The organism is Enterococcus raffinosus (assembly GCF_018917525.1).
Lineage (GTDB): Bacteria > Bacillota > Bacilli > Lactobacillales > Enterococcaceae > Enterococcus_A > Enterococcus_A raffinosus_A.
Window position 1 is genome coordinate 82,019 of record NZ_JAHLOS010000008.1, and the last position, 16,675, is coordinate 98,693.

Sequence of the window (16,675 nt, forward strand, 5' to 3'; positions counted from 1 at the left end):
ACAGGTCTTTTTATAGTATCGATCTTGTTTTTCGGTATTCTTTTGGCGAAATGCCTTCTTTTCGTTTAAAGATATAGCTGAAATAATTGGGATCATTGTAACCAATTTCTGATGCGATATTTGAAAGCTTCCAATCAGTTTCTTTTAGCAGACGTTTTGCTTCAGTCAGTCGCTGTTCAGTCAAATATTCAACGAAGGTCCTTCCCAATGATTGTGAAAAAACTGTACTAAAATGAGAGCTGCTAAGATTCGTATGGGAGGCGACATCGCCTAAAGACAGTTCTGGATCTGAGAAATTCTGTTTGATATAAAGAACCGCTTGTTCGATAAGGTCACGATATTGCCGCATACTTTCATCAATAACTGTATGTTTTAAGAAGCCCAATACCTGATTTAAATAATTTCGAAATAATGTATTATCTGAAATAATCACTGATAGATTGGAAGGTGTAGCGATTGGAAATTTAGTTTTTACTTTCTTATTTTTCTCTTCCACTAGGTGGTCCAGTTCATTTAGTAAAGCTAAACGATATAATAAAGTGTTTTCGCTTTTTTCAGCTTTTTCTATCAACTCATCGATCAGTAAATAAGTTGTTTGTGTAGTGACTTGATCAATTTTTTTCTTTAAGTCAATTTCTTTTTCGTATTGATGCATTTTCTTACCAAAGTTCTGATAATAGAGGATTTGATGTTGTGTTTGTACTAAAGAATAGTCTAATAGATTTTTAGCGGTTTGATAGCTTTGTTGAATCTCACTAATTCGTTCGACAGGATTTCCAACTGCAATCACAAGCTTTGATTCAGCAGTACTTAACTCAGAGTAAAGTGTGACGGCTACTTGATCCGCCTTGCTTGACAGTTCTTCTTTATTGGCATCAAAAAGAAGTATTTTAATAAAACGAGAAGACAGACAGGAGAAAAGCAAGTTTTTATCATCGACAAATAGTTTAGTCATTTTTCCTCGAAAATGCTCGTAGTCAGCAAAATTTTTATTTATGTGATTGGCAATCAGTAATACGCTGAATTTTTTTCCTGCAATTTTTCTGTTCAGCTGTCTTGCTTCTTCGATTGCTTCCGACGTGGAAACTCGATTTTCAAATAGTGTATTCAAAAAAAGATTCTTTTTTACGTCGAAGGAGTAGGAGTCAATGGTAGCCGGTTGCTTTTTTTGCTCTAATTGAGTGATAACTTTTTTAATACTGTCTTTTAGTTCATCAAGCTTAATCGGTTTCAACAAGTATTCGGCTACTTGTAAATGAATCGCCGCTTTGGCGTAAGTAAATTCATCAAAGCCGCTGATAAAGATAATTTGAATGTCTGGAAGATTCTGTCGGACTTCTTGCGAGAGTTCGATTCCATCCATAAAGGGCATCCGGATATCTGTTAATAAGATATCTGGTTGCAGTTCGAGAATCATTGAGAGAGCGACCTCACCGTCACCAGCTTCACCAACGATTTCGATCGGGAGCTTCTCGGAAAGCTGTGTTAAGTTTCGCTTTAAAGATTCAAGAATCAGGTGTTCATCTTCCGCAATAAAAACTTTATACATGTTTTGCAGCTCCTTTTTGCATAGTCGGGACGACCACGTGGACAGTGGTCCCTTTGTCTTCAATACTCGTGATCGTGATTTTTGCTTCTTTTCCGTAGTAAAGCAATAAACGTTTGTTTACGTTGAACAATCCATAGCCTTCTGTAAAATCCGTATCTAAACCATCCGCTAACTCTTGATTGATTTCCTCCAGCTTCTGTTTAGGAATGCCTTTTCCATTATCAATAATATAAAAATGCAGCTCGTTTTGCTTACCTAAAAAGGCCTGTACGATGATCTTGCCTGTCCGTCGAACCAGTTTCGTTCCATGATAAACCGCATTTTCAATTAGTGGTTGCAGAATCATTTTTAACATAGAATATTCTTTGATTTTTTCTTCGATTTCGATTGAATAAGTCAGAGCATCGCCGTAGCGTATTTGTAAAATAATCAGGTAATCGTGAATATGTTTGATTTCCTTTTCAACGGGAATCCAATCCTGTCCTTGACTTAAAGAAATCCTGAAGAAGTCAGAAAGGGCGTAGGTCATTTCTTTCACTTTTTCACTTTCACCCATTTCTTCTAAGACCAAAATGGCGTCTAAGCTATTATAAATGAAATGCGGAGTAATTTGTGCTTGGAGTACTCGTACTTCACTTTGCGCTAGATTGTATTGCTTTAAGGCATTTTCTTCCAAGAGAACCACCAAGTTATCCGCCATTTCGTTCATACTGTTACTTAGTTTCTGCAACTCATTTCCAGGTGGTGTTGTGATTCGATAATTCAATTTGCCATCAGAAAGGGCATCTGCCATGTGGATCATTTCTTCCATTGGCTGCTGGATTTGTTTCATCAAGCGAGTGTTCGTCGTCCGTGTAAAGAAGATAATTGCTGCGATAATGCAGGCTTCGATCACGGATAATATAATGATGGCTTGTCGGACTTGCTGACTTTGGTTCGCTGCAAGTTTGATTTCAACATTGACGAAGTCTTGCAAGATGTCGTGAACTAAATTAGTTGCCGATTCCACATGGATCATTAATTCTTGGTTCTCCTGGAAGTGCTTGTTTGCTTCAATGTTTGCTACGATCTTCTCCAAATAATTATTCACATTATCTAACGAACGAGTGACGATATTTAGCGTCGCGCGCTCTTGGGTACTTTGTGTATTCTTTTTAATCTGACGGATTTCCTTTTTAATGCGATGGACACTATTACTTTTAGTAAATTCATCTGGAGTCAATTGACCATAAGTGAGACTCCAAGCTTCTTCCATAATTTTTTCTTCTACGTCATTAGCAATTCGATTGGCTTCTGAAATATTGCCAACACTGCGTTCGTAAGTGAAGAGGTAGCGGGTGTAAATCAAGACGCTGATGATCAGCGGTACAATCGATAAGACGAGCATCAGCCAACTGATACGCTGCAAGAGTGATTTAATCGTCATCTGTTTTTTCATCAGCTTCCTCCTAATAATTTCGTGGCGGGATTGTCGAAAGAGAATTTTGATCAGAAAAAACTGTATCAGAGACATAGATGTCTTCAGAGATTGTCTTATTGTCAAAATAGCGCTTAACAGTATTCGCAACGAGCTCTCCCATGAATGGATTACATTCTACAACACAGTTGACCTTGCGCTGTTTTAGCAGATCAATCATTTCTTTCTGAGCATCAATGGAGACAACAACGAATTTATTCTCAAGTTGATGTTCGTCGAGGGCATCTAGTGCTCCTAAAGTCATTTCATCATTGTGAGAATAAATGACGTCAATATTATCAAGCTTACCGGCCTTGATGGCTTCTGAAAATTTTTCTTTCGCCTTTAATCGAATGAAATCACCAGTGATCGTTTGGGTAATCTGTATTCTTGGATCACGACCAACTGTTTCAGCGAAGCCATCATGGCGTAATCGGGTGGGTGAAGAATTTTCGACACCCTTGATCTCGAAAACATTGATGGCCTCTTTTTCGACTTTCTGATAGTGATTCGTCACATATAAACCAGCACGTCCTCCTTGTGCCTTGAAACTAGAGCCAATATGAGTCAAAAAAAGATCAGATCTATTTGTAGCAATATTTCGATCCACAATTATTACTGGAATATTGGCTTTTTTCGCCTCCTCTAAAACAGGTTCCCAACCAATTTCCTGGATGGGGGAGAGAATGATCAAATCGACTTGATAAGCGATGAAGGTCATTACGTCTTGGTATTGCTGCTTAGGGTCGGAGAAGCTATTACGAGACATCACTTGATAGTTTTGCTTCTCTAATTCCTCTTTGATGGATTTACTCTGGACCTTGCGCCAGTTACTTTCGATCCCAGCCTGAGCGAATCCAATCGTGATTTCGTTATGATTTTCTTTTGGCGCCTCTTGTTTGCAGCCTGCTAACACAAGGCACAGGCCAATCAGCAGGAGTAAATTGATTTTTTTCATAGGGTCACACCTCGTTTTAAAGGATTTTTACAAAAAGATCGTTTGAACCTCACGGACAGATTCTCTTGCTAATTAATTAGCCTTTGCCAATACCAACTCACTTTATATCGATAATCTTTCTTCTATTATATAGCGCTCTCATTGGTAATTCTAACATGCTGGCGTATTCCGAATAAATGTCAAGATTCAGGAAAAAAAATCCAAGAAAACCGCGAAAAAGAAAAAAAGTTCCCGATTATTCCAAGAAAGTAAAAAAGAATCTCAATGAAAGCGTTTGCCATAAAACGTACACTTAGCTTATCAAATATGTTTTGGAGGGAAAGATATGAAACGAGGGTTCAAAAAAATGTTAGTGGCAACAGTTTCACTACTTGCGCTGACCGCACTAACTGCTTGTGGAAAAGGAAATGCTTCAGGGGATGACAAAGGGTTTGTTGGTGTGTCCATGCCTACCAAATCAGCCGAACGCTGGATCGCTGATGGAGACAATATCGTTAAGCAATTGAAAAAGAAAGGCTACAAAACAGACTTGCAGTACGGCGAGGATAAAGTTGAAAATCAAGTGGCACAAATTGAAAATATGATCACTAAAGGAGTCGATACATTGGTGATCGCCTCAATTGACGGTTCCGCACTTACCGACGTATTGGAAAAGGCGCATCAAGCAGATATTAAAGTCATTGCCTATGACCGCTTATTGATGAATTCTAAGTATGTTGACTATTATGCAACTTTTGATAATTTCGGAGTTGGTGTTTTACAGGCATCCTATATTGAAGACCAATTGGGCTTAAAGGATGGCAAAGGACCTTACAATATTGAATTATTCGGCGGTTCCCCAGATGATAACAATGCACTAATCAATTATAACGGAGTGATGTCGGTCTTCAAACCTTACTTTGACAGTAAGCAATTAAACGTCCCATCTGGCCAAACAAAATTCAATCAAATCGCAACCTTGCGTTGGGATGGCTCGACTGCTCAATCGCGAATGGATAATCTCTTAAGTGCCAATTATACAGACAAGAAATTAGATGCTGTCTTATCTCCTTATGATCCGATTAGTTTGGGAATTATTTCTTCATTAAAAGGGGTTGGCTATGGATCAGGCGACAAACCACTACCAGTTATTACAGGGCAAGATGCGACCATCGCAGGAGTGAAATCAATTATCGCTGGTGAACAAACGGAAACAATCTTTAAAGATACACGCATTTTAGCTGATAACACCGTTGAAATGATTGAAGCGATTCACGATGACAAAGAAGTGCCGGTTAATGACAAGGAAACTTACGATAACGGTGAAAAGGTAGTACCAACGTATTTAGCAAAACCTGTTTCTGTTGATAAAGACAACTACAAACAAGAATTGATTGATACAAAATACTATAAGGAAAAAGATTTAAGCGAATAACAGGATCTGAGAAAAGTACGAGTAACTTTACTGTACTTTTCTCGATCATCTTAATAAGGAAGTGGAAAAATGGCCGACTACATATTGGAAATGAAAAATATCATTAAAGAATTCTCCGGTGTACGCGCCTTGGATGACGTGAATCTAAGTATCAAGCGGGGAGAAATCCATGCCCTTTGCGGAGAAAACGGTGCAGGCAAATCAACGTTAATGAATGTTCTTAGTGGATTATTTTCTTATGGCAATTATTCAGGCGACATTATTTATGACGGTGAGACCTGTCAGTTCAAAGGACTGCGAGATAGTGAGGAAAAAGGCATTGTAATCATCCATCAAGAGTTAGCCTTGAGTCCTTATCTGTCGATCAAAGAGAATATTTTTTTAGGCAATGAACAAACCAATCACGGCATCATTGATTGGAATTTAACTGAACGAAAAACAGAAAATTTACTAAAAACAGTAGGGCTAAAAATCAATCCTAATACCTTGGTCTCACAAATTGGTGTGGGTCATCAACAGTTAGTTGAGATCGCTAAAGCCTTCTCCAAAAATGTTCGACTGCTCATTTTGGACGAACCGACGGCTGCCTTGAATGAAGAAGAAAGTGCGAATTTATTGGAGTTAATCAAAGAATTCCGTACCCAAGGCATTACCTCAATTATCATTTCCCACAAATTGAATGAGATCGTAGACGTGGCGGATCGCATCACCATTTTACGTGACGGTCAAACGATTGAAACGTTAGAGAATGAAGACATCAATGAAGAACGCATCATCAAAGGAATGGTAGGACGAGATCTCACCAACCGCTATCCTGACCGCCATCCGAATATCGGTGAAGTTCTTTTTGAAGTCAAGGACTGGACCGTGCATCATCCGATTGATACCGCAAGAGTAATGAATAATCATATCAATTTCAATATTCGACGTGGGGAGATCGTTGGGATTGCTGGTTTAATGGGTGCTGGTCGTACAGAGTTTGCTATGAGTATTTTTGGGAAATCTTATGGCAGTAATATTAGCGGTCAGATTTTTAAAGACGGTAAGGAAATAAAAATTAACGATGTCTCTCAGGCAATTCAACATGGCTTAGCGTATGTATCTGAGGACCGAAAAGCTGTCGGATTGAATCTGCTGATGGATATTCGTGAAAATACCACGATTGCCAGTCTTGGAAAAATTAGTAAAAGCGGCATTCTTGATAAAGAAAAAGAAGTGACAGAAGCAGAAAATTATCGCAAGAAAATGCGGACCAAGGCTAATAACGTCTTTCAAAATGTGGGCAGCCTTAGTGGGGGAAACCAGCAAAAGGTTGTTTTAGCGAAATGGCTAATGACCGAACCGGATGTTCTTTTCTTGGATGAGCCTACGCGTGGAATCGATGTTGGAGCGAAGTACGAGATTTATACCATCATTGAAGAAATGGCTGCACAGGGGAAATGTGTTTGTATCATCTCATCTGAGCTGCCAGAGATTATCGGAATGTGCGACCGCATTTATACCATGAATGAAGGAACGATGACCGGTGAAGTCATGCGTGCAGATGCCAACCAAGAAACACTGATGAACTTGATGACGAAGGAAGAGGAGGCAGTATCCTAATGGAGAATGCAACGAAGGAAAGTAAAGAAAAAAGTACGATTAATATAAAAGAAAAAGTTTTAGATATATTCAGCAAATACAGTATGGTTATTATTTTGATCGCCTTATTGATCGCTTTTCAAATGATGACCGGAGGAATTTTCCTTCGACCGTTAAATATCACCAATATCGTTTTACAAAATAGCCATATTTTAGTTTTAGCCGCAGGTATGCTGCTGGTTGTATTGTTGGGATTTGTTGATTTGTCTGTTGGTTCAGTCATGGCGTTTGTTGGCGCAATTGCCGGAATGATGATGGTAAACAACCACATGAGTCCATGGCTCGCAGTGCCTGTTTGTTTGGCAATCGGTGCATTAATTGGAGCATGGCAAGGATTTTGGGTAGCGTATGTCGGTATCCCAGCCTTCATCGTGACGCTCGCTGGATTACTAATGTTCCGCGGCTTGACGCAAGTCGTACTTGGCGGACAATCACTCGCGCCGTTTCCGAGAGCCTTCCAAAAAATTTCAACAGGCTATTTGCCAGAAATTATGGTTTCCTCCTCAGGCATGCACCTTTTAACCTTGATTTTAGGCTTAATTTTAGCCGCAGGTTTGGTTTTCTTCCAATGGAAAGCACGGGAAAAGCGCAAAAAGAATCTGTTTGAAGTACCTTCAATGAACGCCTTTATCTTTAAATCTATTTTGACCGTCGGGATTGTTTTAGGAATGAGTTACATTTTTGCTTCATACCAAGGATTTCCAATTATCTTGATCATTTTAGGAGTGATTGTTGGTGTATACGGCTTCTTAACGAACAGTACAGTTGCAGGTCGTCAGATTTATGCGACAGGTGGTAATTTGAAAGCCGCGCAGCTTTCAGGGATCAAAACCAAAAAAATTACTTTCTGGGTCTTTGTCAATATGGGCATGATGGCGGCGTTAGCTGGCTTAATCTTGGCTGCTCGTCTGAACGCAGCGACACCACAGGCCGGAACTTCTTTAGAGTTAGATGCGATGGCTTCTGTATACTTCGGTGGCGCTTCTACTTCAGGTGGTATCGGAACCATTACTGGAGCGATCGTCGGTGGCTTGGTTATGGGTGTTCTGAACAACGGGATGTCGATTCTTGGTGTCGGTGTCGACTGGCAGCAGGCAATCAAAGGTCTGATCTTACTTTTAGCAGTCGTATTAGATATCTACAATAAGAAACGCAAAATTTCGTAAGGTGGTAGACAAGATGACGGAACAAAAGGAAAAACATATTTTGCTGATTTGTACAGCCGGTATCACCTCTGGCCTATTAGTAAAAAATATCCAAACCGCAGCAGATGAGCAGAACATTCCCATTCGCGTGTATTCTGCCCCAGCAATTATCGCTGAGCAAGCCATCCAAAATCAACAAATCGATGGTCTGATGATCGGTCCCCAATCAGAATACGAAGTGAGCCGTTTGAAGGATTTTTTGAACTACAAAGCGGTGAGCTACAAGATGATCAAGAAAGAAGATTACGAAACGTTAGATGGAGAGGCGGTACTTAAGGAAATACTTGCAAGCTTTGTTTAATCAACGAAAGAAAATGTCGATTTAGCTGACATGTTTAAGTAAGAAATTGAACAGTTTCAATAATGACGAAGTTTAAGGCACTGTCTGCATATGGACAGTGCCTTAAAGTATTTACCTTATTCAACATTAACCGCTTGACGTCGTATCTCTTTAACAACTAATGATGCATCATTCAAAGCATAGATGCCCTGTACATCTCCTGTATTTAGAGCAGCGATTGCTTCATTAGAAAAATGTAACGAGCTAGTTTTAAAGCTTAGAACTTTTTTGCCGTCAGTGACAGTGAATGCTTTCGTTGCTGGTTGATTGATTAGTTCAAACTTCGTTGGCAGTGACTCAAGGCTTCCCAAATCTTCCTCAACAACTAAATCTTCTACTTTTTGAGAACGAGATGCAATAAATTTTCCTTCTTCTTCTCGAACTAAAAGAGCAGCAAAATGGGTATCGTTGATCATGCTGATGATACCGATCTTTCCATGATTGAAAGTAGTAGATTCTTCGACTTTGACAGTGAATTTTTCTGCTTTTTCAGTTTGTCTGACTCCGAGAAATGAGGGAGTTGTGCCTTGTTCAATTGTTGTTGAGCGGCCTTTTAAAGTTAATGTAGAGTTTTGCAAAAGAATATTTTCACTAAGGCTATCCCGTAAACTAAGCCATTCAGGATTTAAAGTAGGTTGATCAAATTTATCAACAAAAGGTAAAAATTTTTGCTCATTTACAAGTACCTTTTGATGTCTCGGAAACTGCTTCATATCGACAACTTCACTTGGGATGCCCTGATTGATTTCTGGCCATTCTTTCTCCCAATTGACTGGATAGAGCAGGGTTTCTCGTCCCATATTGGTAATTTGCTTGAAATCAATTGTAGATGGGCACGTTCCTAAACAGGTCAACCACCAATTTCCTTTCATATCTTGGAAGAGATCGGCGTGACCAATATTTTGTAAAGGTTCATTTGCGCGATCACGATTTGTAAAAATAGGATTGATGGTCGAGTGATCCTCAAAAGGTCCCCAAAGATTGTCCGACTTGAACATCGTAATCATATGCCCCACACCCGTTCCGCCTTCAGCAGCCAGTAGGTAATAAGTGTTTTCTCGCTTAATTATGTGAGGGCCTTCAACATCGCGACCACCCGTTCCAAGACTGATTACCTCTGGACCACGCAAAATGGCTCCAGTTGCAAGCTCAATTTCTGCTTGTTGAATGGCTTTGGTTCCCTTATCATCGATATAACCTGTGAAGGTGACATAGGTTCGTCCATTTTCATGGTAAAGATCAGGATCAATTCCCATAATGTCGATTTCTATCCGTTGTTGTTCCCAAATAATTTCTCCATTCTCATTCAATTTACCTTTGATAATAAAGTTTTTGAACTCCGCAAAATTAGTAGTGATCACATAGAAATGATCTTTGAAAAAGCGAATACAAACTGCGAAGATTCCTTCATTAGATTTCGCCTTTGTTAGGTCCGCTTGTTCCGTTGTTACGACGATCCCAGGGAGTTTTGTCCAGTTTAATAGATCAGTACTTTTACTTAAGGCGATCCCTGGGTAGTACTCAAAAGTACTGTTGACCATATAATAAGTATCTTTTACCAAAACGATGCTCGGATCAGGATACATCCCGCGTAGAATTGGATTTTGATAAGATTCCACCATATAATTCACTCCTTTTCTATTGATGATAGGCTGTACGAACAGCAGCAAACGTTAGTTCAACGGTAGTTGAAAGCGGAAGATCTGCTGTCCTCAGATCAATGCTATTTCCTATTGCTACAGAGAAAGCACCACTTTCTTTAATGGCTTTAAGTCCAGCAATCGAATCTTCAATACCGATGCATTCTGAAGGCTTAAGATTCAATGAGTTAGCCGCAGCAATAAAAATATCTGGAGCTGGTTTTCCATTTTTCACTTTACTAGGATCGACGATGGCGTCAAATGTCTCTCCCAAAGCTAACTTTTCTAAAATAAGTGTTCCGTTTAAGCTAGAAGAGGCTAAAGCAAGCTTTACCTTCTGCTGTTTCAAATCAGAAATGAATGCCGCAACCCCTGGTAATATATTGTCAGGGGATAACTGCTTAAGTGACTCCTTATACTGTTCATTTTTTTCAAACAAAAGCTGTTGAAACATACTCTCAGAGACAGATACGTCTAAATAATTTAAGATCACCTTCAAAGAATCCGCTCGACTCACTCCTTTTGTTTTTTCTTCCAAGTTACTGGGAAGTTTCGCAGAAAAGTAATTGTCTGTAAGCTTTTTCCAAGCTTCAAAATGTAAGGTGGAGGTATCGGCGATGACCCCATCTAAATCAAACAATGCGCCTTTAAACAAGAGAGATTTCCTCCCGTTCACTTAAGATAGGCGTTGATGCTAACACGTCATTGATTTTTGCTAGATTCTCTGGTGTGATTTGAATAAAAGGTAAGAGTGTATTCAATTTGGTCAATGACATAGTTCCTAGACCGCCTTTAACAGTTGCTGGATCTGCTCTAAAGAAATCTAACACGGAATCAATCGCATCAATTTTTTGAACCAACAGTTCATCTGCTATGATTTCGGCTGCGGGTGTTTCGCTATTATAATGTTCTACGTAATTTTCGCTGGGAACATAGGCGATTTCATAGGTGCCACAGGTAAGAGAGAAGCGACCGTTGGCTTTTTTCTGATTGTTGACTGTTACAGGACTATTTTCTCCTCGTGGTAAATCGACATGTACGGTCGTTCCAAAAGGTACAGTCAAGTTGAGCTTAATGGTGTGTTCACTGTCTGCTTCGATTTGATAGCTTACGGCGAACGTTCCATATGGTGTATCGAAATGTCCATTAACCTGTTTTAAGCGGTAATCAAATAGCGGCGCAAAGTTTATTTCCTGATAGCCGGGCTGAACCTGTTGAATACCTAGGAGATAGGTGTAGGCCCATTCCATAATGGCACCAAAGCTATAATGATTTAATGAATTCATTCCTTCAGGGTTCATGGAACCATCAGGAAGAACGGAGTTCCAGCGTTCCCAGACAGTTGTTGCCCCAAGATTTACTGCATAGAGCCAGCTTGGGAAATCTTCTAAAAGGAAAATTTTCGTTGCTAGTTTATGATAGCCATAATTAGATAAAACCTGACAGATGAAGGGAGTACCGACAAATCCAGTTTTAAGATGGTCATTATCCTTTTTCAAGCGGACGACTAAATCTTTAGCAACTCGTGAACGTTGTGATTGAGGGACCAATTCAAAATATAGTGCGATTGCATAAGCCGTCTGAGTATCAATTGCTAAACGGCCATTTGCAGTAATATACTCCTTAACAATGGCCTCTTTGATTCGTTGAGCTTGTTCACGATAGTAGGTCGCATCATTAGGGAACTTCAAAATTTCAGCTGTTTTAGCAACGATGTTATTAGAATAGTAGTAGTAGACAGAGGCGATAAAATCTTCTTCAGTTTTTCCAGTTGGTAACGCGGGATTTTCTCCATCAAGAGCGAGCCAATCACCAAATTGAAAGGTTCCAGTCCATAAATCAGTGCTCTTACTGTTTTTTTGAATCCAGGCTACCCAATCCTTCATTGCTGAGTAGTTTTGACGTAAAATCGCTGAATCACCATAAATCTGATACATGTTCCAAGGAATGATCGTTGCTGCATCGCCCCAAACCGCAGCACCACCATCAGAATTTCCCATTGCTGGAGCATACATGGGAACCATACCATCATGCAATTTTTGCTCGATAGCGATGTCTTTTGCATATTTTTTAAAGAAAGGGAAGACGTTCATATTCAAAGCAGCCGTTTTAGAAAACACTTCGGCATCGCCTGTCCAACCTAATCGTTCATCTCGTTGTGGGCAATCAGTCGGGATATCCAGGAAGTTACTTTTTTGTCCCCACAGAATATTTTGAAAAAGACGATTAACCTTTGGATTGGTGGTTTCGATTCCCCCAGTGGTTGTCATTTCGGAATAAAGGACCGCCGCCTGATAATCTTCTTTTCTCAGTGCTTGAGTGTTTCCTTCGACTTTTACATAACGATAACCGAAGAAAGTGAAATGGGGGCGAACCCATTTTTCTTCACCGTCAGAGATATAGACAAAAGAGGCCCGTGCTTCACGTAAGTTCTCGCGATAAAAGTTATCTTCTTGCAGGATTTCTCCCATTTGAAAAACGAGCTTTGTGCCTTTGGGTTCGCGGTTGTAAAATTCCAGCCAGCCAGTCTGGTTTTGACCAAAATCAAGCACCTGTTCACCAGCCGGAGTCTCAAGGATTTCCTCAACGGATAATCGTTCCATAATTTTTATCGGCAGACTCAATCGGTCTTGAAGTAGTGCCTTATTCTGATCTAGTAAGATCACGGACTGCCAATCGGAAGGGGTTAATGTATCATTTAAGTCTTCTCCACAATAAATCTCTGATTTAGTTACTTTTCCGCTGGTTGTTACCCATGAGCTATCAGTGGAAATAATCTCTGTTCGTCCATCTTCATAAGTCACGTGAAATTCTCCAATGACACATTGCTGGTCGCCGTAAATGTTTTTCATTCCGCCATCGAAGCCTAAAGTCCCTTTATACCAGCCGTCACCAGTAGTGAAGAGCAGTTCATGATCCGCTGCTTTTTGGAAGGCTGCTGTGACATCGTAGGTTTGAACTTGGATCCATTGATCGTATGCTGTAACACCAGGTGTTAAGTATTCATCACCGACTTTTTCACCATTTATATATGCCTCATAAACACCCAATCCAGTAGCATATAAACGCGCTTTTACTACTTTTGACTTTAAGCTGAATTCTTTTTGAAAAAGTGTATTTTGAATGGCTTTATCTGGATGAGCAATCCAATCTGCTTGGAAAGGTTCATCCATTTTTCCAGTTTCAAAAAAGCTTTCTTTGGTAAAAAACTCATGATTGGAGTCTCGAATCGCAATTTCTACGTGGTAACGAGTACGTGGAACCAGTGTCAACGAAACATCAAAATAGTTAGTTTCGAATGGTTCCTGCTTGCTTTGGTAAACGGGGGCTTCATAATTATCTGTCCAGATCGTTAATTGCTTCGTTATTTCTGTGAACTGTTCTGCTTCCACTGTAAACTCAATTCGCAGATCATCTAACTGAAAGCCCACAGGTTCTGTCATATGATTGATCAAGATTTTTGAAATTCTCATTTTTTACACTCCTAATTTTATAGTTTAGCGATAAAGTCACCGCAAAATGGATCGACCGGACTGATGCCTTCAAAGTCTTCTTCACCAGTCATTTTTCTAAGTACTGCGTCAATACTTTCCTTATTTCCAGTATACGTATTGATGTAGGTAGATACTGCTGGGATATCAAATAAATGATAGGGATTTGCTGTTGAGATAAAGATCGTTGGAATAGCCTTCATGAACCAAGGAGCGTCAGCTGCCATTAAATGAATCCAGTCAAGACGAGTGGTGGTTTGATTGCTAGCTGTTTCGATATTTGCAATATAGAGTGCTAGATCAAATTTCTCTTTCATTTCAGCCACGCCTTCTTCAAAAATCTCATGAAAATCTAAATGCTTTCGGTCAAACAGAGTTACCTGAAAGCCCAGTGTCTCCAGCTGTTTTTGGAAAAGAGCGGAAACTTGACCGCCTTCTTTAAAACCTCCGTCGTCCGAGTCACCTAAAACAACCAATCGAATTCGTGGATAACGTTCGACTGTCAAAGGTAAAAGGCGATCCCGATCTTTGACTAAAGTAACGGCCTTTTTAGCTGCTGCGGCTGCTTTTTTTGCATGTTCAGCAGTATTTAAATTCAACGTTTCTGGCATCGTCGCTTCAAATAAACCATGTGCCATTTTTGTCGCGAGAATTCGTAAAACAGCTTCATTGATTCGAGCCAGCTTCAATGTGCCATTTTCAACCGCTTTTTTGATAAACATATAGTCCTCATCAATGTTTTTATTAAAAAGGATCATATCGATTCCGGCATTAATGGTTGCAGGTAACAGTTCTTCTCGCGGAAGAATCGAATTGTAACCAATCATTGGTGTAGCATCGGTAATCGTCAAGCCGTTAAATCCAAGTTCGTCACGTAATAGCCCATCAATTAGCCGTTTTGAGGCCGATGCAGGTTTTAATTCTGAATCCTTTATATCCGGAGACAGCTTTTTCTCCCAAGCCGGCAGCATGATATGTCCGATCATGATACTGCTAATTCCTTGATCAATAAAGGTTTGGTAGATTTGCCCATAAGAGTTCATCCAATCATCAACGGACAGCGAGTTGACCGTGCTTAACAAATGCTGATCTCGTTCGTCGACGCCGTCCCCTGGAAAGTGCTTGATAACGGGCAAGATGCTGTTTTTTTCCAACCCCTTGATTTGAGCAGCTGCCATTTGAATCACACGTTTTGGATTGCTGCCGAAGGTTCGAGTATTGGTGATCGGATTCCGAAAATTCAGATCGATATCAACAATCGGGGAAAAGGACATGTTGCAGCCTACTTGAGCAGCTTCATTTCCAGCGACATTGCCTAATTCGTAGGCTTGTTCAGGATCATCTGTCGCAGCAATTTGCAGAGGCATTCCGAACCAAGTTCCTTCTGTAATAATCCCATTTCCACCAGATTCCAAATTTGCCGAAAAGAAAAGGGGGATGTCGCTGGCTGCTTGAGCAGTTGCTAATTGTCGTTTGATTTTTTCAGATGAGGCGGGGCGATACATCATACCACCAGGGCGGTAGGTTTTAATGAATTCTTTAATGTCTACTTGATCCTCGTCCTGTCCAATGACAAAAAAGAGCTGGCCAATTTTTTCATCCAAAGTCATAGTTTGGACTTTGCTTTGCAGCTGTTGAATTTGTTCTTCTGCTAAGTAATAAGGTTTTTTTGATAAATCTAACATGCTTTTTGCGCCTCCAATGATTTAAAGATACTTGTTCACGCTTTCATTCTAGCTGGAAGAAATTGTATAAACCATTGTGAAAAAACAGCTTAAGTGTGTTCATTTCATTGCTCCTTTCGTTTTTCTAAAATTGAGTCTTGCTTGAATGATTTATTCATGAGATAGTTTAGGCGAAGTAATGAAAGAATATCATTCAAAAAAACAACTTAAAGATTTAAATCCTACAATTACTCGACTTATTACACAGATAGTAGCTTTTTTGAGGGGAGCTGAAGGAATGGAAGAAGAATTTTTAACCATATTACAGGAGAAAAATCATCCTCGTAATTGGGATGAGTTAGATTCAGAAATGAGACCAAAACAAACAGGTGTGTTGAAAAACGAGCCTGTTTACGAATTTTTCCATACGTTGGACGACTCGTTAGTGGTAAATCCGCAATCAATAGCCATTTCAGTACAACCAGTGAGTTCCTTCATTCCATTTCATGTACATAATTATGTAGAGATAATCGTACCTCTTGTAGGTGAATGTACCGTTATTACCAAAAACGATGAGCTGAAGTTGAAGCAAAATGACTTGATCATTATTGGCAATCATACGATTCATCGGGTAGAACCAATTGAAACCGATGCTATCGTAGTCAATCTGACCCTAAAGGACACGGCTTTCAATTTAAACGATTATCATTTTATGTATGAGGATCGAGTGACCAAAAAAGTGTCTTCATTACTTTTCTCGTTGCTCTCAAATGAAACGCAAGGGGAAAACATCTATCGCTTGTTTCGGACGAACCAAGATACAAAGATTCATTTACTATTAGAGGATATTATTCAGGAATACTATTATCCAGACACCCAATCGAATCAGATCATCCGATTAGAGCTATTAACACTCTTCGGCCGATTGATTCGCTCAGCTGCCAATGAACAAACGGTGATTGCTGGGGAAGATGATGGATCAGTTAATTTATTATCGTTACTTTTATATATTGAAAAGAATTATGCGCACATTACGTTAGAGGAAATGGCTCAGCACTTTGGCTTCAATCCGAATTATTTATCTTCTTATTTGAAAAAACACACCGGATTGACCTTTATCAAATTGGTTCATCTGCAACGGGTGAATGTTGCAGCGGAGTATTTGACGTATACCAATGCTCCGATTGAACAGATTGCCCTAAAGGTAGGGTATGAAAATCCCTCCTATTTTTATAAAATGTTTCGAAAACATTTAAAGATTTTACCAACTGAATATCGTGAAAAGCATTCTTTCAATGCCAAAAAAGCCGATTGAGT

At 39.6% G+C, this 16,675-nt stretch carries 12 protein-coding genes; 5 read left to right on the forward strand and 7 right to left on the reverse strand.

Features of this window, described 5'->3' with window-relative positions:
* Positions 1-10: 10 nt before the first annotated feature.
* The 3 genes from KQI58_RS07685 to KQI58_RS07695 are packed head-to-tail and all read right to left on the reverse strand — an operon-like array spanning position 11 to position 3,963.
* Complete coding sequence (locus KQI58_RS07685; RefSeq protein WP_216407923.1) at positions 11-1,549, reverse strand: response regulator; 1,539 nt, start codon at positions 1,547-1,549, stop codon at positions 11-13.
* Positions 1,542-2,987 carry a sensor histidine kinase gene (locus tag KQI58_RS07690; protein WP_216407925.1) on the reverse strand — a complete coding sequence of 482 codons (1,446 nt, stop codon included), beginning with the start codon at positions 2,985-2,987 and terminating at the stop codon, positions 1,542-1,544. The genes KQI58_RS07685 and KQI58_RS07690 overlap by 8 nt, the downstream gene beginning before the upstream one ends.
* Positions 2,988-2,997: 10 nt before the next feature.
* Entirely contained in the window at positions 2,998-3,963 is a 966-nt protein-coding gene (locus KQI58_RS07695) for an ABC transporter substrate-binding protein (protein WP_216407926.1), read from the reverse strand.
* A gap of 325 nt (positions 3,964-4,288) precedes the next feature.
* On the opposite strand from KQI58_RS07695, the gene chvE reads away from it, so the two are divergent.
* From chvE to KQI58_RS07715, 4 genes are all read left to right on the forward strand, one after another.
* Positions 4,289-5,377: a multiple monosaccharide ABC transporter substrate-binding protein gene (gene chvE, locus KQI58_RS07700; protein ID WP_216407927.1), complete on the forward strand. Its 1,089-nt coding sequence runs from the start codon at positions 4,289-4,291 to the stop codon at positions 5,375-5,377.
* A gap of 69 nt (positions 5,378-5,446) precedes the next feature.
* Complete coding sequence (gene mmsA / locus KQI58_RS07705) at positions 5,447-6,979, forward strand: multiple monosaccharide ABC transporter ATP-binding protein (RefSeq protein ID WP_216407928.1); 1,533 nt, start codon at positions 5,447-5,449, stop codon at positions 6,977-6,979.
* Positions 6,979-8,184, forward strand: coding sequence for a multiple monosaccharide ABC transporter permease (gene mmsB / locus KQI58_RS07710; RefSeq protein ID WP_216407929.1), 1,206 nt, complete (start codon positions 6,979-6,981; stop codon positions 8,182-8,184). Before mmsA ends, mmsB begins: the two co-directional genes overlap by 1 nt.
* 13 nt (positions 8,185-8,197) lie before the next feature.
* Positions 8,198-8,524, forward strand: a complete 327-nt coding sequence (locus KQI58_RS07715) for a PTS sugar transporter subunit IIB (protein WP_216407931.1) — start codon at positions 8,198-8,200, stop codon at positions 8,522-8,524.
* A gap of 116 nt (positions 8,525-8,640) precedes the next feature.
* Here KQI58_RS07715 and KQI58_RS07720 read toward each other — a convergent pair whose 3' ends face one another.
* From KQI58_RS07720 to KQI58_RS07735, 4 genes are read right to left on the reverse strand one after another with little or no spacing between them, the layout of a single operon-like run.
* A complete protein-coding gene (locus KQI58_RS07720; protein WP_216407933.1) occupies positions 8,641-10,185 on the reverse strand; it encodes a glycoside hydrolase family 43 protein in 1,545 nt (514 codons plus the stop codon).
* A gap of 16 nt (positions 10,186-10,201) precedes the next feature.
* Entirely contained in the window at positions 10,202-10,858 is a 657-nt protein-coding gene (gene pgmB, locus KQI58_RS07725; protein ID WP_216407935.1) for a beta-phosphoglucomutase, read from the reverse strand.
* Complete coding sequence (locus KQI58_RS07730; RefSeq protein WP_216407937.1) at positions 10,851-13,676, reverse strand: alpha-L-rhamnosidase; 2,826 nt, start codon at positions 13,674-13,676, stop codon at positions 10,851-10,853. Before KQI58_RS07730 ends, pgmB begins: the two co-directional genes overlap by 8 nt.
* Before the next feature lie 17 nt (positions 13,677-13,693).
* Entirely contained in the window at positions 13,694-15,379 is a 1,686-nt protein-coding gene (locus KQI58_RS07735; protein WP_216407940.1) for a glycoside hydrolase family 3 protein, read from the reverse strand.
* Between the two features lie 277 nt (positions 15,380-15,656).
* On the opposite strand from KQI58_RS07735, the gene KQI58_RS07740 reads away from it, so the two are divergent.
* Positions 15,657-16,673: an AraC family transcriptional regulator gene (locus KQI58_RS07740; RefSeq protein ID WP_216407941.1), complete on the forward strand. Its 1,017-nt coding sequence runs from the start codon at positions 15,657-15,659 to the stop codon at positions 16,671-16,673.
* Positions 16,674-16,675: the final 2 nt, after the last annotated feature.

Bases quoted from the DNA above. Each gene is read 5' to 3' on its own strand.
- KQI58_RS07715 (WP_216407931.1), top strand. From the start codon at position 8,198: ATGACGGAACAAAAGGAAAAACATATTTTGCTGATTTGTACAGCCGGT.
- chvE (WP_216407927.1), top strand. From the start codon at position 4,289: ATGAAACGAGGGTTCAAAAAAATGTTAGTGGCAACAGTTTCACTACTT.
- KQI58_RS07695 (WP_216407926.1), bottom strand. From the start codon at position 3,963: ATGAAAAAAATCAATTTACTCCTGCTGATTGGCCTGTGCCTTGTGTTA.
- KQI58_RS07685 (WP_216407923.1), bottom strand. From the start codon at position 1,549: ATGTATAAAGTTTTTATTGCGGAAGATGAACACCTGATTCTTGAATCT.
- KQI58_RS07690 (WP_216407925.1), bottom strand. From the start codon at position 2,987: ATGAAAAAACAGATGACGATTAAATCACTCTTGCAGCGTATCAGTTGG.
- KQI58_RS07720 (WP_216407933.1), bottom strand. From the start codon at position 10,185: ATGGTGGAATCTTATCAAAATCCAATTCTACGCGGGATGTATCCTGAT.
- KQI58_RS07740 (WP_216407941.1), top strand. From the start codon at position 15,657: ATGGAAGAAGAATTTTTAACCATATTACAGGAGAAAAATCATCCTCGT.
- mmsA (WP_216407928.1), top strand. From the start codon at position 5,447: ATGGCCGACTACATATTGGAAATGAAAAATATCATTAAAGAATTCTCC.
- KQI58_RS07730 (WP_216407937.1), bottom strand. From the start codon at position 13,676: ATGAGAATTTCAAAAATCTTGATCAATCATATGACAGAACCTGTGGGC.
- KQI58_RS07735 (WP_216407940.1), bottom strand. From the start codon at position 15,379: ATGTTAGATTTATCAAAAAAACCTTATTACTTAGCAGAAGAACAAATT.
- mmsB (WP_216407929.1), top strand. From the start codon at position 6,979: ATGGAGAATGCAACGAAGGAAAGTAAAGAAAAAAGTACGATTAATATA.